Consider the following 24077-nt stretch of genomic DNA (forward strand, 5'->3'; position numbering starts at 1 on the left):
TCACCGGGCCGCCGTCGCGGCAATTGCGGAAATCGCGGAAGTCGTTTCAGGCTGCGATTTCCGCCACCATGCTTCACCCGCGTGGGGGGCGTTCAAGTCCACGCGTTCGCCCATTTGGGGCGTCGCCAACGCCACGCTTTTCGACGATGCCAGCTCCGCGACGCGTTCAAACGGTTCCTGCCAGGCATGCATCGCCAAGTCGAACGTGCCGTTATGGATCGGCAGCAACCACCGGCCGCGCAGGTCCAAATGCGCCTGTAACGTCTGTTCCGGCTGCATATGCACGTAGGCCCAGCGCTTGTCGTAAGCGCCGGTTTCCATCAGCGTCAGGTCAAACGGGCCGAAGGCGTCGCCGATGGCCTTGAATCCGTCGAAATAACCGGTATCGCCGCTGAAGAAAACGCGCAGGTCCGCATCTTGTATCACCCATGAGGCCCACAGGCTGCGGTCGCTGTCGGTCAAGCCACGGCCCGAAAAGTGCTGGGCCGGCGTGGCCGTCAAGCGCAGGCCATCGACTTCCGTCGACTGCCACCAGTCCAGTTGTTCGACTTGCGTCGGATCGATGCCCCACGCGATCAGTTGGTCGCCCACGCCAAGCGGGGTGATGAAGCGGCCCGTCTTGCCGGCCAATTGCATGACCGCCGCGTGGTCAAGATGGTCGTAGTGGTTGTGGGACAGGATGATCCCGGCGATGGGAGGCAAGTCTTTGATGGCGATGGGGGGCGCATGAAAGCGAGCCGGGCCGAACCATTGAACCGGTGAGGCGCGTTCGGAGAACACCGGGTCGGTCAGCCAGTATTTGCCGCGCAGCTTCAAGAGCACGGTGGAATGGCCAAGACGGTACAGGCTGCGGTCGGGGGCGGCTTCTAGCTGAGCGCGGTCCAGGGTGTGCACCGGAATCGGTTGGTCGGGAACCGTGCCGGTGGGCTTGTCGAACAGAAACGCCCAGGTCAGTTTCAGGCCATTCCAGAAGCCCATGGGCGGGCGGGGCGACACGTTCCCGAAGCGGCCATCGCGGTGTTGGGGCGAGTCGGGATAGCTTGGCTGAGTGCAATGGACATAGGCAGTATTGGCGGTCACGGCAAGAGTTCCAAGCAAAAAGAGGGCAAGGGCGAAGACGGAGAGACGCTTCATGGAAGGCATCTTAAATGTAGACTGCACAGTGTAGTTTTGTTTTTTATAAAAGTACACTGCCCGGTGTAAAATAAGGTGTCTCCCGCCTCAGGCCGTTCCATGCCCAATTCGCCCAAACGTCTGACCGACCGCAAACGTGAAGCCATCATGCGTGCGGCGGTGGACGAGTTCCGCACGGCGGGATACGAGGCCACCAGCATGGATCGCATTGCCGCCGCCGCCGGCGTTTCCAAGCGTACGGTCTACAACCATTTCCCCAGCAAGGAGGAACTGTTCGGACAGATGCTTGAGCAACTGTGGGACAGCAGCGCCTCCAGCGTGGATCTGGCCTACCGCTCCGATCTGCCGCTGGATCAGCAGCTTAAGCAGCTGTTGATGCAAAAGCTTGAATTGCTGGGCGATCCCAGTTTCATCGATCTGGCGCGCGTGGCGCTGGCCGAGATCATCCATTCCCCCGAGCGGGCGCAGGGCATCGTGTGCCGGATGGGAGAAAAGGAAAGCGGCGTCACCGCCTGGATCCAGGCCGCGATCGCGGATGGCCGCTTGGCTGAGGTCGACCCGGACTTTGCGGGCCATCAGTTGCAGGGGCTGGTGAAGAGTTTTGCGTTCTGGCCCCAGGTGACCTTGGGGCAAGCGCCGTTGAACCCGGCCGAGCGTCAGCGGGTGGCGGATTCCGCGGTGGCGATGTTCCTGGGTTGCTACCAGCGCCGCAGCTGAAGGCGCGGGCGGCGTTGCACCGCCCGCGCACCGTGAACCAAATCAGGTCAGGCCTGCCGGCCCATGATGCTTAACGCCACGGCCTCAGCAATCTTGATGCCGTCCACGCCTGCCGACAGAATCCCCCCCGCATAACCGGCGCCTTCGCCTGCCGGGAACAAACCGGTGGTGTTGATGCTTTGCAGCGTCTCGTTGTCGCGCTTGATGCGGATCGGCGATGAAGTCCGTGTCTCGACGCCGGTCAGCACGGCGTCGTGCATGCCATAACCTTTGATGGTCTTGTCGAATGCGGGCAGCGCCTCGCGGATGGCGGAAATGGCAAAGTCAGGCAGGGCGGTTGCCAAGTCGGTCAGGTGCACGCCCGGCGTGTAGGACGGTTGTACCGAGCCGAACTCCGTGGACGCCTTGCCCGCGAGGAAATCTCCCACCAACTGGCCCGGTGCGCTGTAATCACCGCCGCCCAGCTCAAACGCCCGCGATTCCAGGGCGCGTTGGAAATCCACGCCGGCCAGCACGTGCTCCGGGTAATCCACCTCGGGCGAAATTCCCACCACGATGCCCGCGTTGGCGTTGCGTTCGTTGCGCGAGTACTGGCTCATGCCGTTGGTGACAACGCGATTGGGTTCGGAGGTGGCCGCCACCACCGTGCCGCCGGGGCACATGCAGAAGCTATATACCGAACGCCCATTGCTGGCGTGGTGCACCAGCTTGTAGTCCGCTGCGCCCAGGATCGGATGGCCGGCGTTCGGCCCGAACCGCGCCTTGTCGATCAGCGACTGCGGGTGCTCTATCCGGAAGCCGACCGAGAACGGCTTGGCTTCCATGAACACGCCCTGGTCGTGCAGCATCTGGAAGGTATCGCGCGCGCTGTGGCCGATGGCCAGCACGACGTGGTCGGCCTCGATATGTTCGCCACTGGCCAGCGTTACCCCGGTGACCTGGCCGTTCTCTCGCTGCAGCGTTTCCACTTTGCTGGAGAACCGGACTTCGCCGCCCAGTTTAGTGATGGTGTCGCGCATGACTTCCACCATGCCCACCAGACGGAACGTGCCGATGTGCGGTTTGCTCACGTACAGGATTTCTTCCGGCGCGCCGGCCAGCACGAATTCCTTCAGCACCTTTTCGCCGTAATGCTTGGGGTCCTTGATCTGGCTGTACAGCTTGCCGTCCGAAAACGTGCCCGCGCCGCCTTCGCCGAATTGCACGTTCGACTCTGGATTCAGCACGCGCTTGCGCCACAGGCCCCACGTATCTTTGGTGCGCTCGCGCACCGCCTTGCCGCGCTCCAGGATGATGGGTTTGAAGCCCATCTGCGCCAGCACCAGTCCGGCAAACAGGCCACAGGGGCCGGTGCCGATGACGATGGGGCGCTTGTTCAGGCCAGCGGGCGCTTGGGCAACGAACTTGTATTCGGTGTCGGGCGTGGGTTTCACATGACGATCATCGTGAAACCGCTTGAGCAGCGCCGCTTCATTTTCGATGTCGATATCCAGCGTGTACGTCAGCAGGATATTGTGTTTTTTGCGCGCGTCGTAGCTGCGCAGGAAGATCGTGAAGCCATGCAGGTCGCTGGCCGGAACGCCCAGTTTTTTCAGAATCGCCGCGGGCAATTCCTCGGGGGTGTGGTTCAACGGCAGCTTGATTTCAGACAGTCGCAACATGCTTTGGTCCAGATGAATGGGCGATCACAACGTCGCCAAACCGGGAATTGTACTGGACGGCAAGCGGAACGCTGGGGATTCACCGGGCGCTTCCTGCCGGGCACGGCCGGTCGGTCTGCCCGTGCTGAGGACTCGAGAGCATTCGAAGTAATTCGAGTCGATTTTGCTGTCATTCCTAGAGATCTAGCGCTGCCATATCACTAAAGTAATGCCTGTCGATCGCATATGTTGTGGCGGCAAAAAAACCGATGGCAAAACGATGCGTGCACCGAATAAACAGTGCACGCATGGTGGATGCTTGTTCACTGCATGCCTTCACGGTGGCGGCAGTCAATCCCTCAGTATCAGGAATCAAAAAATGAAACGCAGCACTTTCGCATCCTTGTCGGCAGCCGGCGCATTGGTGGTGGCGTTGGCACCGGGCGTATCGCACGCCCAATGGGATGGTCAGGTCAAATTCGTGGGCAAGATCAGCGCCACGACTTGCTTGATTAACGGCCAGGCGCCTGGCATGAACAATATTCTGGAAGTGCCCATGGGCGATCACCTGCCCACCTACTTTACCGGCATTGGCGTGAGAACCACGCCCGTCCCGTTCGATATCAGCTTGACTGAGGGCAGCGGCGAGGCATGCGCCGCCGGCACTATCGCCCGTGTCGCCTTTGATAACGATTCTCTCCACGTTGATAAGGCATCTGGTAACTTGAAGATCACCAGCACGGCGCCCGCCCAGGGCGTGCAGATCGAGATCAATGATAACGGTAACAGCAGTACAGGCAAGATCTCTCTTGGCGTGGCGCAGCCGACCCCTCAGCAAGTCACGCTCGGCGCTTCGGGTGGCATCCTGTCCTATACGGCCAATTACGTCTCTACCGCAGCGAGCGTAACGGGTGGCTCGGCAAATTCGATTATTCCGTTCATGGTCGCGTACGAATAATCGGCAGCTAAGTCAGTAGGAGTGGTAATCATGGCGCTAGTGGTACGTAAGGTGTTTTCTGCTGTGGTGGCTGGCGTCATGGCCTGGGCTGCTTGTGCAGGTTCGGCGCAAGCAGCCTTGGTGCTGATGGGAACCCGGGTCGTGTACCCGTCGGATGCCAAGGATGTGTCAATCCGGGCGCGCAACGAAGGTTCTGAACCGATGCTTGCGCAGGTTTGGGTGGACGATGGCCGCGCGGGCATCGCGCCGGCAAATATGGCGGTCCCCTTCACGGTGTCACCGGTCCTGACCCGAATTGACCCGAACTCCAGTGCTCTTATCCGGTTGACCTACACCAACGGCCAACTTCCGGATGACCGGGAGTCCTTGTTCTATCTGAACGTGCTTGAAGCGCCGCCACGCGGCGACTCCACGTCGTCCGCGATTTTTACCTTCAGAACCCGTATCAAGCTTTTTTTCCGACCGGCGGCCCTGCGTGATGGCGTGGAGGACGCGCCAGCCAAGCTCGAATGGAAGCTGGTTAGGTCGGGCGCAGGCGCGGCGCTAGAGGTCAAAAATCCGACGCCATTTCACGTTTCAATGTCTTCCATCGAATCGGTGATCGGCGCAAAGCGCACCAGCATCGGTAACGGCATGGTGGAACCTTATGGCGTTCAGCGCTTCAAGCTGCCTCAGGGCACCGCCACCAGCTCCGCCAAGATTCGCGTCGACTACGAGGCGATCAATGATTTCGGCGGCCGTCACACGTTGACGCGCGAGTTGTCGCGCTAGACGCAGCTGGCCGCGACGCTTCAGCGGCCAGATCACTAAAGCACTTGTATCAGGATGGTTGGAATGCACGCTTCACTGCGGGGAAAAACACGTCTGGCGATTGCCCGGTGCGGGGACGAACATTGTTGCGGTAATGCGGCATCGCGACTCAAGCCCAGGCGGTTGATCGTAGCGTTGGCCCTGGCTTTCAGTTCTGGAGCGCAAGCCATGGAACCCACGCGGCACGTCCAGTTCGACGTCCAGGTTCTTATGCCTGGCGTCGGTGGCGACACCATAGACCTGTCCCGCTTTGAGCGCAGTGGCTTTATTGCGCCGGGGCAATACCGGCTGGAACTCTTTGTCAACGGCAAGTGGCGAGGCACGCAGGATATCGAATACCGTGGTTCGCAGGCGCTTGGCGCGCAGCCCTGTTACGACGTGGGCTTTTTGCAGCGCGCGGGCCTGGATGTTCAGCGCAGCGCCCGCTATGCCGCCGAGCAGGGCCGGGTGCCGCTAGGTGACAACCCGGTTTGCGAGGAACTAGCCCAATTCGTGCCCGGCGTTCTGGTCAAGACCGACTTAGGTGAGCAGCGGCTGTATTTGACTGTGCCGACCTATTATCTGCGCTCGGAATTGGCTGACAACTACGTGGACCCAAGTTATTGGGACAGCGGTATCACGTCGGGCAGGTTGAACTACAACGCCAATGCCAATACCGTGGAAAGTCGCGGGAATCGTTACACACGGGCCTATGCAGGCTTGAATGCCGGGCTGAACGTGGGCGCTTGGCGCTTGCGTCACGTTGGGTCGTTGACGTGGGGGTCGGGGGGGGCTGGCGCGGACTATCAGCGTGGGCAGACCTATCTTAGTACCGACATTCCGGCGTGGCGTTCGCAACTGCGCATCGGCGAGACCTCCACGAACGGCGATTATTTCGATGCCGTATCGTTTCGGGGCGTGAATGTGAGCAGTGATGAGCGCATGCTGCCACGTAGCCTTCGCAATTACGCGCCGGTGATCCGCGGCACCGCGACCACCAACGCGTCGGTATCGGTTTATCAGCGCGGGTTCCTCATCTACGAGGTCACGGTACCGCCAGGGCCGTTTGCCATCGACTCTCTGCAGGCGGCGGGCTATGGCGGGGATCTCGAGGTCAAGGTCGTCGAAGCCAATGGCGAGGAGCGCCGTTTCATCGTGCCATTCGCAACGGGCGTGGAGCTCTTGCGTCCGGGTACGACGCGCTATTCGATTTCCGCCGGGCGCGCGATGTCGTCAGTGAACCGCAGTAGCGGTCAAAACATATTCGAAGGGGTGATCCGGCGAGGTCTCAGCAATATGGTGACCGGCTACGCTGGCCTGGCGGCCAGCGACTATTACGGCTCGGCCATGGGCGGTTTAGCGCTCAATACTTCGCTTGGTGCATTTGGCGGCGATGTGACGGTGGCCAGCGCCAATCTGCCAGATAGCGGCACCATTTCGGGTTCCAGCTATCGCATTGCCTATAGCAAGAACCTGCCCAACAGCGGAACCAACTTTTCGTTGGCGGCCTACCGGTATTCCACCAGCGGCTACGTGGGTTTCAACGAGGCAATCGCCTTGCGCGATGCGGGTCGAGGCAGACACTATGGCGACCTGGGCCGGCCACGCAATCGCTTCGACCTCAATATCAGCCAAAACCTGGGACCGTCCGGTGGAACGGTGTACGCCAACGGAAGCGCGACGCAGTACTGGAAGCGCTCTGGTAACGCGGCGAGCTACAGCATGGGGTATTCGAACCGGTGGCGCGATGTGTCCTATTCGCTTAGCGTGCAGCGAACGCAGAGCTTATTGCCAGGCAGCTCGGTGTACGCCGCGGGGCGCGAAAAGAGCACCTTGCTGGCATTCAACATTTCTATTCCATTGGGCCGCTCTGCGCGTGCGCCTGTCATGAATACGTTCGTCAGCCGTGATAGCCGCGCGGGCACCGACGTGACCACGGGCGTCGGAGGAACCCTGGATCAGGCCGGTGATCTTTCGTATTCCTTGTCCGCTTCCCGAGACACGCGTGGCGGCAACAACTCGGCCAACGGCAACCTGGACTACCGGGCGTCGGTGGCGAACCTGGGTGTTAGCGTTTCCCGCGGAACCGGCTACCGGCAGGGCACCTTAAGGGCCAACGGAAGCGTCCTGGCGCACCAAGGTGGGCTGACCTTTGCGCCCATGATGGGCGAAACCGTGGGGCTGCTGTATGCGCCGGATGCCGAGGACGCCCGAGTCGGATACGGGCAAAGCAGGATCGACAGCCGTGGCTATGGCCTGATTTCAAGCCTGTCCCCCTACCAGATCAACACCGTGGAACTGAATCCGGGGGACATGTCCGATGACGTGGAACTGATGAACAGCTCCCGCACCGTGGCGCCGCGAGCGGGGGCGGTGGTACTGCTTTCGTATCCTACCCGGCGTGCGCGGCCCGTACTGATCGACAGTACGCGGCCCGATGGCACCACGCTCCCGTTTGGAGCGGAAGTGTTTGATATTGCCAGTGGCGAGCCCATCGGAGGGGTGGGCCAAGGCAGCCGCATCGTCATGCGGGCGGCGCAAGATCAAGGTTCCATTCGCGTGGAGTGGGGCAGCAAACCTGAGCAGCAATGCCAGATCGACTATGAATTGCCGCAACGTGCCAAAGGCGTCAAACAAGACGGCTTCGACACGCTGCAGCAGACCTGCCACCCGGTGCCTGTGCAAGCGCGGCCGATGACTCCGCTGGCGCGCCGATGAACACGGGCAATCGCAGCTTGCCTACGGGGTGGCGGATAGGATGGTCGCTGTTGTTTCTGTGTCTGCCGATGGCGACGGCATGGGCTGACTTGGCCGTCACCGGCACACGCTTCGTCTACACCGAGGGCGCAAAACACGTCGTCATTCCTCTGAGCAACACGGGTAAGGCCCCCATCCTGGTGCAGGCCTGGCTGGACCACGGTGGGGCGGAAGCGGACCTGAGCCGTTTGCAGGTGCCATTCGTGCTGATGCCCACGCTGTTCAGAATAGACCCCGGCGAACGGAAAGCGATGCAATTGCGTTACACGGGTGAGCCGCTACCCAAAGATCGGGAGACGGTCTTGCGGATCAACCTGCGGCATACGCCATCCACCCGCCAGTCGGAGAACCGGCTGCAGGTGGTGTTGAGCTATGTGATGAAGGTCTTGTACCGCCCCAAAGGCCTTCCGGGCACTCCCCAGGATGCGCCTGCGCAAGTGAGATGGACCTTCCACCCAGGGACGGCGCAGGACGCGCCCTACTGGCGGGCCGAGAACCCCACCCCGTACAGCGTATCCCTGGCGACCGTCCGCGTTGGCGGCAGACAGGGGGCCAGTGAATTGAAGGGCCTGACCCTCATGCCGAAATCCGTTGAACAGTTTTTGCTTCCCATGGACACGACCGCGCCGTCCCCGGCGGGCGACAAGCTGGATTTTGAGGCAGTCGATGACCTGGGCCTCGTCGTGCCCGGCACGGCAACGCTGCGCGCGGCATCCCGCCCCTAACGATTTCTATGCGTGCCGGCCCACCAGGATGGGGGCGGACGCCACCTCTTGGAGTACATCAGCGATGAAATCTGTCTCAATGCTTCCTCGCCTTGGACGGCACGGCCGACAACTGGGCTTGGGGGCCGTGCTTATTGCGGCTTCGATAGGGGCGGCGCAGGCTCAAACCCGCGATTACTACCTACGCTCTTGCTCGCTATTCCAGTTTTCCTCCAGCCCGGTCGGGGGGGCGACCCCTTGGGTCAAGACCGGCCTGGATACGTCTACCGTTGACAATGTGATCGCCACGCGCACGTTGAGCCTGAGCTCCGAGGGGGCTTTCGTGCGTCAAGACGACACGGGGGCCAAGCCCGTAATGCTCATCGGTGGAAGGTGGGCGGGAGGGCCTCCGTATGCGGGTTCCCTTATTCCGACCAACGTGAAAGGGTTGGGCATTCGCGTCAAGAAAGGCACCGCCGTGGTCAAGGCGGAGCGAATGGATGATTTCTTGACGCTGTATACCGCCAGGATTATGTCCACACGCCCGCCGTTGGAAATAGTGGGCCGCAAAGAGCAATTTGGCACGTCGATCGAGATAGAGCTGGTGGTGATAGGGGATGTGGCGCCAGGCAAACACACCGTGACGGGTCTGGATCCCGGGTGGAGCAGTACTGTGTTTGAAGCGGTGACGCTGCAGCGGCCCGAGGCATCGGCGCCGGGCGTGGGTTCACATCTGGTTGCTCCCCTTGACGATGGGCCCGTGCCGCCGGGAGGGACCGTCCAGTGCTACCAGCGCCTGGAATTCGACGTCTCGGATATGTTGACGCTGGACGGTGGGGGACCGGTTGTCGAGGCCACGTGCACAGTGGACGCCAAATTTACAGGCACAGGTTTTACGCTGCCGATGAGTACCCACCACGTCAGGGAATTCCCCAGTGATGGCGATGTGGGCCGGGCGGTGCCTTTCAGTGTGTCGGTAAACCGTTGCGTGGCCGGGGCCAAACCCCGGATTGCCTTCAATGCGCAGTACGGCCTGGTGCCGGGTACGCCCGGCAACGTCCTTCAACTTAAGGACGCGGGCCAGTCGGGCACCGCGAAGAATCTTGGCATTATTCTGACCCGGGCCGGTCAAAGTTCGGCGTTAAGCATTGGTGATGGCCCGGGCACCGTCGGCACTGAGTACGGCTTTGACAATATCCCCGGCTCGGGTGTTGCCGCCAATGCCATGGCCGAAATTGCGTTGGAAGCCCGGTACAAGCGGGTGGATCAGTCCGGCGCGCGCGGTGTCGAGGCTGGCGCCGCCAATAGCCAAGTCAATTTCAAGATTTTCTATGATTGAAGACTGAACGCATACCGGCTGAGCGGTAAGGGGCATCTTGGCCGCCGCGTTGTCGCGGCGGCCAAAGCGTTCATGCCGGCGCAACCGCGCCGGCCTGTCAACTCCCCTTTATCACCAAGACATATCGATCACGCCGTAGTTGGCACCCGCCAGCGGTACCTGGCCAGCGGATGCAGACACGGTGTTGCCCAGCATTGCGCCAGCGTTGACCCCCACCAACGCCCCGAAGGTTTGGCTTTGGCCGGGGGCGAAGTCTACCTGGGTGGATGTTTGGGAATAGGTGACTTTGCCTTCGTTCAAGCCGACCAGCCCGCCCAACGTCATGCCATACCCCCAGTAAGAAGACCAGCCCGATTGCACGCCTGTGACGCGGCCGGTGGCGGAGGAGTAATCAATCGTGCCTTGCAGCAGATTGTGGCCCACCAGGCCCCCGACCGTGGCGTAATAGTCGCCTGCCACGATGCCGCTGGCGTATCCGGCCGTTATCGTTCCCGAGTTTTGCCCCGCCAATCCACCTGCCACGCTGTAACTGCCGGCTTGCACCGCGCTGGCCGAGCTTGAGTCCGAAATGCGTCCGCGGTTCTCTCCTACCAGACCGCCTATCGTGGCGTACTCGCCAGCGCGGACGTCGGCGATGCTAGACATGCCGTACTCAATAGTGCCGGCGTTGGCCCCTACAAGGCCCCCGATGCGGGTGCCCGAGTTGGGGTAATAGGCGTTGACCGTGGCGCTGCTGGCCACGCCGTTCTGGATGAGGCCACCCTCGCCGTTGTAGCCCACCAGGCCGCCGATGTTGCCGGCATTCCGGTTATCTTCGACGCCGTCGCCACTGGCCTGAACATTGCGCAACGTGCCGTTGTGGTTGGCACCGACCAGCCCGCCTGTGTTTGCGCCCTCGTAGTTGTCGACCTTGCCGGAGGCGGTGGAGTCTGAAACGGTGCCACCGGTATTCAGGCCAATCAATCCGCCGATGGTGCTGTCTGTCGTGCCCGCGACTTGGCCGCTGCTATGGCTTTGGGTGATAACGCCGCTGTTGATGCCGACCAGGCCACCGGCGTTGTTGGCGTGCGACGCGGACACCATTCCCGAACTGCTGACGTTGTCGAGAAGACCGCTGTTGTGGTTCAGCCCCACCAGCCCGCCGATATTGCGCTTGGCGCTGTAAGAAGCGACCAACGACGTACTGCCCGAATTTCGGATGACGCCGCCGTTGTTGACGCCAACCAGTCCCCCCATTCCGCCCCGGTCGTTAGTCAGCAGGTTTCCGCTGACCGTGCCGGACGTATGGCTGTCGAGGATGGTGGCCAGGGAGGACAAGCTTGCCTGGTTGATGCCGACCAATCCGCCCAGGGTGTGGGTTGCCGAACCACTGTAGACATCCCCCGCGAACGTGGAATGACTGATGGTGCCGCCGTCGTTGGTGCCGACCAGGCCGCCCGTGACGTTGAAGCGATAATTGTCGCCATAGACGGTGGTGGCGGAGACGCGCACGTTGTCGATCAGGCCGGCGTTGCGGCCGGCCAGGGTACCCACGGACAGGGGCATGGCGCCGGCGTTGGAGGAACTGACGGCCATGGAGGTCAGGGTCAGATTGCGGATAATGCCGGCCGAGGACGAAAATAATCCGACGTTGCCGCCACCATTGACCACATTGAAGCCGGTCAGCGTGTGGCCCAGGCCGTCGAAGGAACCGTTGAAGGTGGCGTAGGCGCCACCGATCGATTGGAATATTTCCGTGCCATGCAGATCCACGCCCAACACGTAGCGACCGTTAAGGTTGCGGTTGACGGCTTGTAGATCTTGCTGATTCTGGATGATGTTGTGAGGGATGTCGTTCGACAGGAAAGCGGTGCCGTCCCCGTTCAAGGTGATGTTGGCCTGGGATCCGCCCAAGAAATAATTGGCGGATGCCGGGTTTGCGGCGCTTGGACCGGTGCCGTTAGCGGGGGTCGTGGTGTTCAGCGCAAGGCGGTTGCCAGTGCCGCTTAGCTGGATCTGGCCGTTGATCTGGATGCGATCGTCCGCCTTGAGGTGCAGCGCGCTTCCCGTGCCGTTCGTTGCCAGGGTGCTGTTCAGAACCGTCTTGCCCGAGGCGCCGTGTTGCGCGTTCAGCGTCAGGCTGTTGCCGCTGCTCCAGTCGACGGGCGCGTTGACCACCACGTCGCCGGCAGTGCTGGCCAGTTCGATGTTGGTATCGGCCAGGTTGCGGTTCAGTGTGTTGGCGTGAATCGTCGCGTCGACGATGGCGGGGGTGTCTTTCTCCACCTTGACTTCGCTAGCGGCGATCTTGACGTTGCCGGTGTAGCCATTGATGGCGCGGGTATCGAAGGTGGTGCCCAGGCGGACACGTACGCGCTGACCGGCGGCTTCGATGGCGCCGCCATCGCCGGGGCCGGTGAACGCATTCGCGGTAAGCCGGCCGGCCACGTCCACGACGCCCCGAGAGCCCCCGTCCAACACGATCTTGCCCGATGCGTTGTTCAGCATGTTGGCTTCGATGATGCCGCTGTTGTTTACGACCGTCGTCAAGGGCGAGGCATTTGTGTGCACGGCTTTCAGCAGCACTTGCCCGTCGCTGGCCTGGATCATCCCCGCATTTTGCGCCAGGGCCTGGGTGGACCCGGCATTGACTTCCAGCTTGAGCAGGCCGCTTCCCATGCTGACGGTGAAGCGGTCTCCCGCGCCCAGGGCGACCGTGCCGCCATTGGCGCGGATCATGCCGCTGTTGATCGCGCGCGCGCCCAGAAATACCACGTCACCGCCCTGGGCGGTGATCCGCGCGCCGTTGTTCTCAACGAAGTTCGTCCCACCGCCTTCGAAAATGAATTCGCCGTTGGTGTTGTTGTAGAAAAGATCGGGATCGAGCGGTCGTGTGGAGGCCACCAACCCGCCCACGTTCACCTGAGCGCCGCCGTTGAAGACGATGCCTTGGGGATTGACGATGAATACTTTTCCGCCCGCATTGATGCTGCCATTGATGATGGAGCGGTTGCTGCCGGATACATAGTTCAGGGCCATGTCGCTAGCGCGCTGGCTGAAGGTGAGCCGTTCGCCGTGGCCGACACCAAAGCTGTCCCATTTGATGACGGCCTTGGGCGTGGTCTGGCCGACGACCATATCCTGGCCGATGGTCTGGATGTTGGCCGTGCCATGGGTCACGACGCCGCCGGTGGGCAGCGCGTGCGCTGCCGGCATCAGTGGGGCCAGGCCAAGTACCACTGCCGCCATGGCGCCGGCGCGTACGCCGGAGCAGCTGGACTTGCCGCGTTGTTTGGCGGATTCGCCAGCGACGCTCCAGCATCCCTTGGATTCGTTCCATACCACGGTATAGGACTTGTTCATGTCTTCCTTTCTTGCAAGTGATGCACGGGAGAATTTCCGTGCAGGGTTGAACAACGCGTAAACGCGTCGAGGTCAGAAAAGACGGGTCGCCTGGAACCACAAGCGCGGCTCGCGCTTGGGGCCGTCTTGCCGGGCGTTGTTCTGTTCAAGCGGCCATGCGGCGGTCAGCGTGATCTGGTGCTGGCGGCCGGTCTGGATCAGGCTCACGCCCGTGGCGGACAGATGCTGGTCGTTGCGGCCGCCCACCCATGGGCGCTTGTTGAGGCGCACGGCGCCCTTGTCCACAAAGGCGGCCAGTTGCAGGCCGGGCAATGGCAGGTAGCGCAGGTCCAGGCTGCCTTGCCAGCCTTCGTCTCCGCTGCCGGTGCCGTTGGCAAAGGCGCGTACGCCGAACGGGCCGCCCAGGCTGAACTTTTCTGAGCTGTCCAGGTTCTTCGACGCCAGTTGCGCGCTGAACTGCGTGGACAGCATGAAAGGGCCGGGCAGGTTCTGCAGCCGCAGCAAGGTGAGGTTGGCCTTGCCGAACCGGCCGGCCGCGCGGTTGTAAAGGCGGTCTCCCTGGCGGCTGGTGGCGTCGCGCAGTTGCAGCGAGCCGATGCCGTAAGACAGGTACATCGCAGTGCGGCCACCGCCCAGTAAGGCATCTTCGCGGTTACCGCTGACAGATGCCGTCCACAGCCCGATATGCTTGCGGCTGACGACGTCGAACAGATCCATGGCGTCGCGCATGCGCTTGTCGTCGTACTGCAGTTGCGCCTGCAGATTGATGCTGCGGCCGCGCAAGACTGGTTGCTGGACGAAGACGCTGGCGATGGAGGCGGTGCCGTGCGCTTGCAGCAGGTCGAAATCCCTGCCTAGGCGATAGCTCATGTTCGAGACGCTGGCACCCAGACGGGTCAGGCCGGGTCCGGCCGGCACTTGATAGGCCATGCGGTAATAGCGCTGCTTCTTGTCGCTGGTCAGCATGCGCAGGTTAAGCTGGTCGCCCAGGCGCAGGGGACTGTTCACGTCCAGGTTGCCGGCCAGGCGAAACTCGCCGGTGTAATAGCCCCCGAAGTTGTCGGCGTCGAGGCCGCCCGCGATCAGGGGGCCGGGTTCGGCATCAATGAACAGTTCTGTCGAACCGGGGGCTTGCCCCGGGCGCAGGGTGCCTTGGACCCGGACGCCGGGAATGTCATTGACGAGCACCAGGCGATTGTCCAGCGCTTCGAGGTGCACGACGTCGCCTTGGCGCAGCGGGGAAAGCGCCCGACGCAAGACCGAGTCGCGAACGCGAGTTTGATTGTTGAGCGTGACGCCGCCATAGACGCCTTCCTGAATGGCGATCTGGACGAGGCCGTCGATGATTTCTTGCGGTGGGAGATAGGCCCGGGCTAGTAGATAGCCGTCGTTTTGATAGAACGCGGTGATGCGGTCGGCGGCGGCGCGCAGGCCATCAAGGTCTTGCTGCGTACCGATCAGATCCGATAGAAGGGCCAGCAGATCTGCATCCGCAAATACTTGATTGCCTTGCAGGTGAAAGCCGCTGATGGATACCTTGGGGCCTTCCGATTGGCCAGTGGCAGCGGGCTGGGAGGAGGGGGCGGTGATGTCCAGGCTGGGCTGTGAAGCCGGAGGTGTGAACGCGGGCAGTGTCGATTCAAGCTCTCTGAGCGCCCGGCCGGCATCGGGAATTTGGGCGTGGGCCGCTTGCGGAGCCAGCGTCACCAGCAGGCCAACCGCCAGTCGCCAGTGCCATCGCGCCGTCGAGGACGAAGGAAGGTGGGACGCCGGACGGCAAAAAAAGACCTGCCGGCGCACGGCCGCCAATGCATTGTGGAATATCACTTGGTTCTACCCGCTGTTTGCAGCGGCCTTTTATTGATTTCTTGTCATTGCCGTGAGCCCGATAGGGAAAGGGTTTGTTCAGCGCCTGCGATACCGGTTGAATGCATAAGAAAAAACACGCCGCGCGAGTTATTGATCGGGCGTCGTGTTTATATTGATTCGGTTGTCACGTGGGATGACTATAGGTTTTTGTAGGACCAAGAGAGATAGGATATATACGAAATTGATGGGATATTTATTTGAAATTAATATCGTTTAATTGTTGGGTCGGTTGGAAGTATTTTTAAAATAAACCGCGGCAGCCGTTTTCTCGTTATGTGGTGTTCAATGGGGGTTAAATTTCAGGGAAATTTTGCGTGCAGGATTTGTCCTATTTTTTATGCGTAATGGGCGGCTTTTGCGGTAGATTCCAATATTCTGAGAGCACGGTGCTCGTCTACAATAAATTCAAAGCAATTGGTTCCTCCCTTGATATGGAAGAGTGCATTGGCGTCTGAAACCGATATATATGTCGTGCTTGCTGATGATCATCCTGCGGTGTCGCTGGGTGTGGTGTCGGTGCTGAGCGAGAAAGCCGAGTTCGTGGTGGTGGGGCAAGCGGCGGATTCGACGGGCTTGGTGGACTTGCTGAATGAAAATCCCTGCGATGTGCTGATTTCCGACTTCTCGATGCCGGGAGGAAAGTACGGTGATGGGCTGGCGCTTGTGGCCTACCTGGAACGGTGCTATCCGAAGTTGCGCACCGTCATCTACACCATGTTCGATAGCCCGATATTGGTCTGGGCGATGGTGCGGCAGAATGTCATGGGGATCGTCAGTAAATGCGATTCCCCGGGCCATTTGATTAATGCCGTGCGGTCGGTCCATGCCGGACGGCAGTATTACTCGCCGGTGATAAAAGAACTGCTGCTGAGTAACATGCAGATGGGGGGCGAGGGCAGACTGACCCCGCGCGAGGCGGAGGTCGTTCGACTATTTTGCGCGGGTGGAACCATCACCAATATTGCTGGAATGGTCCACCGGAGCGTGCAGACGATCAGCACCCAGAAGCGAAGCGCGATGAGGAAGCTGGGCGTGACGACGGATGCCGATTTGATCCGCCATGTGCTGGGCAATGGAATGAACACGCCGATAGACATGGCAAGCGCCAGGGGCGTGCGGCCGCCGGGTTAGAAGAATTCGTCCAGCAGGCAGTAGAACCTGATTCGTTGCGCGTCGGGGGCGATGCCATATTCGTGGAAGAAGGGCGTAACCCATTCCTTGCCCATATTGCGGGCGATGCTTCGCGCAGCCAGCGCCAAGTCTTGAAAACGGTCGGCGATGCCCAGGCGGCCGCAGTCGATGAAACCCGTGAATTGGTGGCCGTCGACCATGAAGTTGGGAAGACAGGCGTCGCCGTGCGTCACGACCAGATCGTGCGCCGTGGGGCGGCTTGACAGCAGTTCAGCCAGCACCTGCCTGGCCGATTGCCCTAGCCGTTCATCGTCGAAATCCGTTTCGTCGACAAGGCCGGCGTCGACGTGGCGCTTGGCCTGTGGGATGCGTGCTTCCAGCCGGTGGTCGAACGGGCAGCTTGCAATCGGCAGGCGGTGCAAGTTGCGCAACGCCATGGCCAAGGCGCCAATGACTTGCGCGGGAGGCAGCGCGGCGGTGGCCAGGTCGCGGCCGAGAAGTGCAGTCATCAGCAGCCAGTGGCGGCCGCCTTCCATCGCCGTGTCCAGAACGTGCGGGGCTGGCTGGCCGACCTGTCGCAGCCAGCGCAGCCGGTCGATCTCGTCCGGCAGTTCGTCCACGGCGCCGGCACGTTCCGACTTCAGAAACAGGTCTGGCTGATTGGGGCGCCGCACGCGGAACACGTCCGCGCGCGACTCGCCGATGGATTGCTGTTCTATCGAGGCATGGGTGAAGCCTTCGCGCCATTTGGCGGGGAGGGCGATGCTGTTGCTTTCCGTTGCGTTGAAAGATTCCATTGGCATACCGATTCACCAGGTCGCTCGGACGAGAGCTTCGACATGATAATCAGATTCTGCCAACGCGTGCCCTATCCCTGGCGGGATTCGCCTTCATATTGTTGCCATGCCTCGCGCGCGCTGGCTCCCTGGTGGATCATCGCCATCAAGGCGCGCACCACCGCCGACGGATCGGCGTGTTGGTAGACGTTGCGTCCGTACACCAGGCCCATTGCGCCCTGGTCCAGCAGTTCCCAGGACCGGCCGAATACGCGTTGCAGGTCTTCGCGGCCGCCGCCCCGCACCAGCACGGGGCAGCGCGCCGCCTGGACCACGCGATGGAAGTCGCGGGTTTCGGCGGTGGGGTCCGCCTTGACGATGTCGGCGCCCATTTCGCGGGCCAGGCGCACGAGCGTCACGATTTTCTCGGTGTCGCCATCCACCATGTAACCGCCGCGCCCGGAGTGGGGCGCCATGACTAGCGGTTCGATCATCAGCGGCATGCCGTAACGGTCGCAGTCGGCGCGTACGCGCGCGATGTTGGAGACGCATTGGCGGAACAGGTCCGGCTCGTCGGGCAGCATGAAAAGGTTGACGACGACGCAGGCCGCGTCCATCTGCACGGCGGGTAGCACGGGGTCTTGCGTGTTTTGCAGGACGGCCCACATCACGCGGTGCGTGGTGGCGTTGTAGGGGTTGCCCATGTCCAGACGCATAACCAGCGCGGGCTTGTCGCGCCCCGGGCGCTGCTGCAGCAGTCCGGCCTGGCCGTAGTTGAGCTGGATGGCGTCGGGGCGCGCCGCAGCCAATTGATCCACGACGGCGGGCATGTCCTCCAGGCCGTCCAGGAAACCGGGTTCGTTGCAGACGCCGTGGTCGACGGCGATGTCCAGGCAGCGCCCGGCGGTCAGCAGGCGGTTCAGGCGCGCTTCTTTGTTGTGCGTCATGAGGAGGTTTCCTTGTCCGTCAGTCCAGTGTTGCAAGATGGCGGGCGGCCGCCGTGTCGATGGCGGCGAGGGCGGCCGGGTCCAGCGTGATGCGGGCGGCGCCCGCGTTCTGGATCGCCTGCGCGGGCGTGCGGGCGCCGCACAGGGCGGTGCTGACGCCGCCGTTGCGGGTGGTCCAGGCGATCATCAGTTGCGCGTATGAGCAATCAAGTTGCTGCCGCACCGGCGCCAACGCTTCGAAGAAGGCATGCAGCCGCACGCGGTTGGCGGCCGAGAAGCGGGGATTGCCGGCGCGCTGGTCGTCGCCCGTGAATTGCCGACCGGGGTCGATCGGGCCCGCCAAGAGGCCCAGCGCCAGCGACGAATAGCCCAGCGAGGCGACGCCGTGGTCCCGGCATGGCGGCAGCAGCGTGGATTCGATGTCGCGGTCGATCAGGCTGTAGCGTTCCTGGATGGCGTCCACGGGACCATGCTTCAGGTATTCGGCCAATGTCTCGGGCGTGGCGTTGCTGATGCCGATGGCGCGGATCTTGCCCTGGCGCTTCAGGTCCAGCAGGGCGCCCATGGTTTCCGCGACGGGTGTGCCGCTGTCCTGCCAATGGGTGATGTAGAGGTCTATGTAATCCGTTTGCAGGCGGGCCAGGCTTTGTTCCACTTCATGGAAGATGGACGCGCGGCCCAAGTGGCGATGCACGGGTTTGCCGTCTTCGTCGAAGAAGTGCGCGCCCTGTCGAGTGTGCCAGACCAATCCGCATTTGGTAGCGATGACGGCATCGTGCCGGCGTCCTTTCAGGGCGGTGCCGACCAATTGTTCAGCATGTCCGAGGCCGTAGGCGGGCGCGGTATCGATCAGACGGACGCCCGCGTCCACGGACGCGCGGATGGCGTCGACGGCCGCGGCGTCATCGCCGCCGCCCCACATCCATCCGCCCATCGCCCAGGTGCCCAGTCCGACGGTTTCGCATTCGATGCCGGACGCGCCCAGTGTGGTGATGTTCATCAGTGTCCTTTCTTGACGTTCATAAGGTGGTCGACGGTGACGGCGGCCAGCAGGATCAGGCCCTTGACGACGTCTTGCCAGTACGGCGAGACATCCAGCAGGATCAGGGAACTGGTGACGACCGACAGCAGGGCCAGGCCCAGCACCGCGCCCAGGACCGTGCCGGAGCCGCCTTTCAGGCTGGCGCCGCCGATCACCACGGCGGCGATCACGTTCAGTTCCATGCCCATGCCGAAAGTGGGTGTGGCGGCACCGAAGCGGGCGGTGTAGACCACGCCCGCCAGCCCCGCCAGCGTTGAGCACAGTACGGTGACCCAGAACTTCACGCGGCCCGTGCGGATGCCGGAATACAGCGCGGCTTTCTCATTGCTGCCCGTGTAGAACACCTTGCGCAGCAGCGCGGCCCGGCGCAAAGCGAAGTCGCTGACGATGACGATGGCGGCGAAGATCAGGATGACGGCGGGGATTCCCCCGATGACGCCCTGGCCGATGAACTTGAACTGCGCGGGCAGCGAGAACAGCGACTGTGGCGTGCCCTGGGTGATGGCCAGCGACAAGCCGCGCACGATCACCATGAAGGCCAGCGACGCAATGAAATGGCTGAGTCCGATGCGCGTTACGCACAGGCCGATCAGCGCGCCTACGACGCCGCTTGCCGCGATGGCCGCCAGGCTGGCGGTCCAGGGGTCGACACCCATCAGGAACAGCTTGCCGGTGATCACCATGGCCATGCAGACGACGGAGCCCACCGACAGGTCGATGCCGCCCACGATCACCAGCAGGGTCATGCCGACCACGACGATGCCTTCGATGGAGAACGACAACAGCATCGCGCGTATGTTCTCCCAGGTCAGGAAGTGCGGCGACGCGAAGCTCATGCCGATGGCAAGGAGCGCAATGATCAATAACAGGCCGGCTTCGCGCATGCTTGCCAGCCGGTGCCGCAGCGGGACCCCGGTCGCGGGGCGCACGGGCGTCAGTCCGGCGTCATGCAGCAGAACGGCGTCGGCCGCGGGGGAAGGTTTGAGTTCTGACATCAGATCGTCTCCTGGGCGCTGAGGCCCGAGGCCAGCCTCAGCAGCCGTTCTTCGGTCATTTCGCTGGCGGCCAGTTCTCCGGCCAGACGGCCATCGCGGATCACCAGCGCGCGGTCGCACAAGCCGATGATTTCCGGCAATTCGGACGAGATCACGACCACGCCAACGCCCTGGCTGGCCAGGTCGCGCAGGATGTGGTGGATCTCGGATTTGGCGCCGACGTCCACGCCGCGCGTGGGTTCGTCCATCAGCAGTACGGCGGGATGGGTCGCCAGCAGCTTGGCGATCGCCACCTTCTGCTGGTTGCCCCCGGACAGGCTGGCGGCGTCGATGGCCACGCCGTTGGACTTGAGCCTGAGCTGCGCGCCCAGTTCCGTGGCCAGGCGCCGTTCCGCGCGCCGGCGCAGCAGGCCGAAGCGCGAACTGATGCGGGCCAGCGCCATTGACGATATGTTCTGTTCGATGGGCAGGTCCAGGAACAGGCCGGTGGCCTTGCGGTCTTCGCTGAGGTAGGCGATGCCATGGTGCAGAGCGTCGCCGTAGCGCCGTATGCGCAAGGGCTTTCCGCGCAGCCGCACCACGCCTCGGCGGGCGCGCCGCAAGCCGCACAAGGTCTCGGCCAGTTCGCTGCGGCCCGCGCCCATCAGGCCCGAAATGCCCAGGATCTCGCCGCGCTTGAGCGTGAACGAGATGTCGTGCACGCACAGGCCGTCGGCGATGCCCTCGACTTCCAGCAAGGGCATGGCATCTTCGCCCGCCGTCTGCTTGGGCGGGTAGTAGCAGCCCAGGTCGCGTCCGACCATGCTGCGCACCAGCGCGTCCGGTGTCAGGTCGGACAATGGGGCGCAGAGCACGTCGCGACCGTCGCGCAGGACGGTGACGCGGTCGCAATGCTGGAAGATTTCGGCCATGCGGTGGCTGATGTAGATGATGCCGATGCCTTGCGCTTTCAGGTCGTGCAGCACGCGAAAGAGGGCGGCCGATTCGACTTCGGTCAGCGCTGCGGTGGGTTCGTCCAGGATCAGGACTTTGCAGTCCAGCGTGAGCGCCTTGGCGATTTCGACCAGTTGCTGGCTGGAAATGCCAAGGGCGTCAACGCGCAGGCCAGGGTCGATCTGTTGCCCCAACTGCGCCAACACCCGGGCTGCGCGTGTGTTCAGGCTGGCGAAGTCCATCCAGGCGCGCGGCCGGGTGGTGATCTCGGGCATGAAGATGTTCTCGGCCACCGTGGCGTCGCCGCATAGCGCGATTTCCTGGTGCACGAGCCCGATGCCCAGCCGCATGGCGTGGGCCGGCCCGTCGATGACGACGCGTTCGCCGTTCAAGCGGATTTCGCCTTCGTCGGGCGCGTGGATGCCGTCGATGATTTTCATCAGCGTTGACTTGCCAGCGCCGTTCTCGCCGCACAGGGCGTGGATTTCGCCCCGCAGCAGCGAGAAATGCACGCCAGCCAGCGCCCGCGACGCCCCGAAACGCTTGGCGATGCCGTGCAGTTCCAGCAGGGGCGGTTGCGCGGTCATTCGTTGATGCCCTTGGTGCCGCGGCGCGCCAGGTACTTGTCCCAGTAGAAGTCGTCGGCGTTGGCTTTGCTGACGATGGACAGGCCGTTGTCCAGGAAGGGCACGGCCATCGGGTTGGTGCCGTTGCGCTTGGCGTCGTTCATCGGGTCGATCAGTTGCTGGTTGCGCGCCAGGAACAGCAGCATCATGCCCATATAGCCCTGCACGCCCTGGTTCGGATTGACGGACCCGTAGACTTCGCCCGACTTGATCATGTCCAGGATCTTGGCGTTCACGTCGCAGCACAGCACCTTGATGTTCTTCTTGGTTTCGATGCTGGCTTGCGCCGCGCCCAGCGCGGAATTGGCTTCGGGCATGAACAGCGCGGCCAGGCCGGGATTGGCCTGCGCCAGGCTCAAGGTGGCCTGGTAGGCCTTGTTGGGGTCCTGGTTGCTGGCGGCGCGGCCCACGAGTTTCATGCCGGGGTGCTGGGTCTTCATGCGGTTGATGAAGGCGGCGATGCGACGGTCGTGGTTGTCCTGGCCGGGGTTCTCCAGCACGGCGTAATCGCCTTTGCCGTTCAGCGCCGCGGCGATCGCGTCGGCGGCCTGGGCGCCTTCGCGGTCGTTGTCAGAGGTGACGAACGATACCCGCTTGGAGTTGGGCGAGTCGGCCGCGAAGGTGACCACGGGAATACCCATCGCCGCGGCGCGGTTGATGGGTTCGATGAACGGATCGGGGTTCATGGGGTGCAGCAGAATGCCGGCGGGCTTGCGGGCGAGCTCTTGTTCGAACGAGGCCAACTGCTTGTTTACGTCGTACTCGGGCGTGCCCGAATAGCGCGTCTTGACGCCCAGCGTGTGGCCCAGCTGTTTCATCATTTCATACACCGGGAACCAGTACTCCACCCCGGACACCATCACGTTCATGACATAGACGTCGCTGGCGGCGCCTTTCAGGCCCGTGCCCGGCGAGGCCGGCGCGTGTTGCGCAAAGGCATTGGCCCCTGCCAGGCTGGCGCCCGCAGCGGCTACGGTCTTCAAGAATTCTCTTCTCATGTTGCGCTCCTTTTCCTCGCATTGATCCATTGCCTGTTGGCTTGGATACCCGGTGGTGGGCCTGATTGGCTCAACTAGTTGTTATGACATCAACTGAACTATATGGCAGTCGAATTATTTCTTTTACTAGGGGAAACACTGCTATTCTGCGGAAAATATCTGTAGACAATGTCATAACATGAAAGCAGACATATTCCTGGGTATTGACATGGGGTCCACGGGCCTGAAGGCCGTCGCCTTCGAGGCCGGGACGGGGGCCACGCTGGCCACTTCGGGCGGTGCGATGCCCTATCGGCATCTGCCGGGCGGCGGCTGCGAGTTGTGGTCGGACGCCATCGAGGCTGCGTTGATGCAGGCATTGCGCGGCGTGGCCGAGCAGTTGGGGCCGCGTGCGGCCGAGGTGCGCGCACTCTGCTGCACGGGACATGGCGCGGGGTTGTATGCGCTGGACGAGCAAGGCCGTTTGCTGGGCGAACGCGCCGTGGCGTCGACTGACCAGCGGGCCGCGGGGCGCGCGCGCCGGCTGGGAACGCGGCACGGGGACGCCCTGTATCAGGAAGTGGGCTGCCGCCCCTGGGCGGGGCAGCCCAGCCTGGTGGCGGCGGAACTGTTTGATGCGGAGAGCGGCGGGCACCAGGCGATACGGCACTTGTTGTTCGCCAAGGACTATTTGGGGTTCTTGCTCAGCGGAGCCATCGCGACTGATGCCAGCGACGTCAGCACCGCAGGCCTGTTGAACCTGGAAACCGGGACGTGGTCGGCGCTAGCGTTCGAGGCGGCGGGCCTGGCGGCATTGATGCCGCGCGCCTTGCCGCCGATCGTGCCCACGGGCACGGTGATCGGGCACCTGCTGGCGGCGCGCGCGGCGGCCTGCGGATTGCCTGCGGGCCTGCCGATCGCCATGGGCGCGATTGACCTGCTGGCGTCGCTGTCCGCAGTGGGGGCCGTGAAAAGCGGCCATGCGGTCGCCGTGTTCGGGACCTGGTGCGTGAATGCGGTGGTGGCGGCCGCGCGCGAGCCCAAACCCGAGGTCGGCGCGATCGTGCGCCACGGCCCGCAGGCGTCGCGGCTCTATCTTGAGAACAGCCCGTCGTCCATGGCGAATGTGGCCTGGCTGGCGCGCACGTTGCAGTTCGAAGATGCGACGGCTGCGGTGGAGTGCGCGATGTCGGTGCCGCTGGGGGCCGAGGGCCTGCGCTTTCTGCCGTTCATCAACGGGGGCGGCGTGGCGGCCGGCGCTGCGGCGGGATTCGTGGGGTTGAAGGGGCATCACGGCCGCGCGCACATGGCGCGGGCAGTGATCGACGGGGTGGCCGCATTGCATGCCTGGCACCTGAGGCGTCTGGCCGCGCGCGGCCTGGGCGTGCCGGGCCGGGTGGC

The 24077-nt window shown here is 62.8% G+C and carries 18 protein-coding genes; 8 read left to right on the forward strand and 10 right to left on the reverse strand.

All coding sequences use genetic code 11. The features are described 5' to 3' along the window. Positions 1-1080, reverse strand: a complete 1080-nt coding sequence (locus HG262_RS01275) for an MBL fold metallo-hydrolase (protein WP_348984352.1) — start codon at positions 1078-1080, stop codon at positions 1-3. 153 nt (positions 1081-1233) lie between these two features. Between HG262_RS01275 and HG262_RS01280 the strand changes: the two genes are divergently transcribed. Beyond that, positions 1234-1851 (forward strand): TetR/AcrR family transcriptional regulator, encoded by a 618-nt coding sequence (locus HG262_RS01280; RefSeq protein WP_169269299.1) that lies wholly within the window; start codon positions 1234-1236, stop codon positions 1849-1851. 47 nt (positions 1852-1898) lie between these two features. Here the strand turns inward: HG262_RS01280 and HG262_RS01285 are convergent, their stop codons facing one another. Then, a complete protein-coding gene (locus HG262_RS01285; RefSeq protein WP_169269300.1) occupies positions 1899-3512 on the reverse strand; it encodes an NAD(P)/FAD-dependent oxidoreductase in 1614 nt (537 codons plus the stop codon). Between the two features lie 358 nt (positions 3513-3870). Between HG262_RS01285 and HG262_RS01290 the strand changes: the two genes are divergently transcribed. The 5 genes from HG262_RS01290 to HG262_RS31165 all read left to right on the forward strand — a co-directional run bounded on the left by HG262_RS01290 (position 3871) and on the right by HG262_RS31165 (position 10038). Next, entirely contained in the window at positions 3871-4449 is a 579-nt protein-coding gene (locus tag HG262_RS01290) for a fimbrial protein (RefSeq protein WP_169269301.1), read from the forward strand. A gap of 30 nt (positions 4450-4479) precedes the next feature. Further along, positions 4480-5220, forward strand: a complete 741-nt coding sequence (locus tag HG262_RS01295) for a fimbria/pilus periplasmic chaperone (RefSeq protein ID WP_169269302.1) — start codon at positions 4480-4482, stop codon at positions 5218-5220. 207 nt (positions 5221-5427) lie between these two features. Next, a complete protein-coding gene (locus tag HG262_RS01300; protein ID WP_248293185.1) occupies positions 5428-7956 on the forward strand; it encodes a fimbria/pilus outer membrane usher protein in 2529 nt (842 codons plus the stop codon). Beyond that, on the forward strand, positions 7953-8720 hold the full coding sequence (locus HG262_RS01305) for a molecular chaperone (RefSeq protein WP_169269303.1): 768 nt from the start codon (positions 7953-7955) through the stop codon (positions 8718-8720). The genes HG262_RS01300 and HG262_RS01305 overlap by 4 nt, the downstream gene beginning before the upstream one ends. Before the next feature lie 322 nt (positions 8721-9042). Next, positions 9043-10038, forward strand: coding sequence for a fimbrial protein (locus tag HG262_RS31165; protein WP_169269304.1), 996 nt, complete (start codon positions 9043-9045; stop codon positions 10036-10038). A gap of 111 nt (positions 10039-10149) precedes the next feature. Here HG262_RS31165 and HG262_RS01315 read toward each other — a convergent pair whose 3' ends face one another. After that, positions 10150-13380 (reverse strand): GLUG motif-containing protein, encoded by a 3231-nt coding sequence (locus HG262_RS01315; RefSeq protein WP_169269305.1) that lies wholly within the window; start codon positions 13378-13380, stop codon positions 10150-10152. Between the two features lie 72 nt (positions 13381-13452). Next, on the reverse strand, positions 13453-15087 hold the full coding sequence (locus HG262_RS01320) for a ShlB/FhaC/HecB family hemolysin secretion/activation protein (RefSeq protein ID WP_348984353.1): 1635 nt from the start codon (positions 15085-15087) through the stop codon (positions 13453-13455). A gap of 606 nt (positions 15088-15693) precedes the next feature. Between HG262_RS01320 and HG262_RS01325 the strand changes: the two genes are divergently transcribed. Then, a complete protein-coding gene (locus HG262_RS01325; protein ID WP_169269306.1) occupies positions 15694-16380 on the forward strand; it encodes a response regulator in 687 nt (228 codons plus the stop codon). On the opposite strand, the gene HG262_RS01330 is transcribed toward HG262_RS01325, so the two are convergent. From HG262_RS01330 to HG262_RS01355, 6 genes are all read right to left on the reverse strand, one after another. Further along, a complete protein-coding gene (locus tag HG262_RS01330; RefSeq protein ID WP_169269307.1) occupies positions 16377-17177 on the reverse strand; it encodes an APH(3')-II family aminoglycoside O-phosphotransferase in 801 nt (266 codons plus the stop codon). The two genes, HG262_RS01325 and HG262_RS01330, sit on opposite strands and share 4 nt — an antisense overlap. Positions 17178-17248: 71 nt before the next feature. Next, entirely contained in the window at positions 17249-18103 is an 855-nt protein-coding gene (locus tag HG262_RS01335) for an aldolase (RefSeq protein ID WP_169269308.1), read from the reverse strand. Positions 18104-18122: 19 nt separating this feature from the next. Beyond that, the gene (locus HG262_RS01340) at positions 18123-19103 is read right to left on the reverse strand and encodes an aldo/keto reductase (protein ID WP_169269309.1); all 981 of its coding nucleotides are present in this window, start codon (positions 19101-19103) and stop codon (positions 18123-18125) included. Further along, complete coding sequence (locus HG262_RS01345) at positions 19103-20140, reverse strand: ABC transporter permease (protein ID WP_169269310.1); 1038 nt, start codon at positions 20138-20140, stop codon at positions 19103-19105. The genes HG262_RS01340 and HG262_RS01345 overlap by 1 nt, the downstream gene beginning before the upstream one ends. Continuing rightward, positions 20140-21660, reverse strand: coding sequence for a sugar ABC transporter ATP-binding protein (locus HG262_RS01350; RefSeq protein ID WP_169269311.1), 1521 nt, complete (start codon positions 21658-21660; stop codon positions 20140-20142). Before HG262_RS01350 ends, HG262_RS01345 begins: the two co-directional genes overlap by 1 nt. After that, on the reverse strand, positions 21657-22697 hold the full coding sequence (locus HG262_RS01355; protein ID WP_169269312.1) for a substrate-binding domain-containing protein: 1041 nt from the start codon (positions 22695-22697) through the stop codon (positions 21657-21659). Before HG262_RS01355 ends, HG262_RS01350 begins: the two co-directional genes overlap by 4 nt. A gap of 178 nt (positions 22698-22875) precedes the next feature. Here HG262_RS01355 and HG262_RS01360 point away from each other — a divergent pair. After that, a partial coding sequence (locus tag HG262_RS01360) for an FGGY family carbohydrate kinase (RefSeq protein ID WP_169269313.1) occupies positions 22876-24077 on the forward strand: 1202 nt, incomplete at its 3' end.

Origin of the sequence: Achromobacter sp. Bel (genome assembly GCF_012928505.1) — a bacterium.
GTDB lineage: Bacteria > Pseudomonadota > Gammaproteobacteria > Burkholderiales > Burkholderiaceae_B > Achromobacter.

What these genes read in the sequence shown, in the direction of transcription:
- HG262_RS01280 (WP_169269299.1), top strand. Translation starts at nt 1,234, where the DNA reads ATGCCCAATTCGCCCAAACGTCTGACCGACCGCAAACGTGAAGCCATC.
- HG262_RS01285 (WP_169269300.1), bottom strand. Translation starts at nt 3,512, where the DNA reads ATGTTGCGACTGTCTGAAATCAAGCTGCCGTTGAACCACACCCCCGAG.
- HG262_RS01290 (WP_169269301.1), top strand. Translation starts at nt 3,871, where the DNA reads ATGAAACGCAGCACTTTCGCATCCTTGTCGGCAGCCGGCGCATTGGTG.
- HG262_RS01295 (WP_169269302.1), top strand. Translation starts at nt 4,480, where the DNA reads ATGGCGCTAGTGGTACGTAAGGTGTTTTCTGCTGTGGTGGCTGGCGTC.
- HG262_RS01300 (WP_248293185.1), top strand. Translation starts at nt 5,428, where the DNA reads ATGGAACCCACGCGGCACGTCCAGTTCGACGTCCAGGTTCTTATGCCT.
- HG262_RS01305 (WP_169269303.1), top strand. Translation starts at nt 7,953, where the DNA reads ATGAACACGGGCAATCGCAGCTTGCCTACGGGGTGGCGGATAGGATGG.
- HG262_RS01315 (WP_169269305.1), bottom strand. Translation starts at nt 13,380, where the DNA reads ATGAACAAGTCCTATACCGTGGTATGGAACGAATCCAAGGGATGCTGG.
- HG262_RS01330 (WP_169269307.1), bottom strand. Translation starts at nt 17,177, where the DNA reads ATGGAATCTTTCAACGCAACGGAAAGCAACAGCATCGCCCTCCCCGCC.
- HG262_RS01335 (WP_169269308.1), bottom strand. Translation starts at nt 18,103, where the DNA reads ATGACGCACAACAAAGAAGCGCGCCTGAACCGCCTGCTGACCGCCGGG.
- HG262_RS01340 (WP_169269309.1), bottom strand. Translation starts at nt 19,103, where the DNA reads ATGAACATCACCACACTGGGCGCGTCCGGCATCGAATGCGAAACCGTC.
- HG262_RS01345 (WP_169269310.1), bottom strand. Translation starts at nt 20,140, where the DNA reads ATGTCAGAACTCAAACCTTCCCCCGCGGCCGACGCCGTTCTGCTGCAT.
- HG262_RS01350 (WP_169269311.1), bottom strand. Translation starts at nt 21,660, where the DNA reads ATGACCGCGCAACCGCCCCTGCTGGAACTGCACGGCATCGCCAAGCGT.
- HG262_RS01355 (WP_169269312.1), bottom strand. Translation starts at nt 22,697, where the DNA reads ATGAGAAGAGAATTCTTGAAGACCGTAGCCGCTGCGGGCGCCAGCCTG.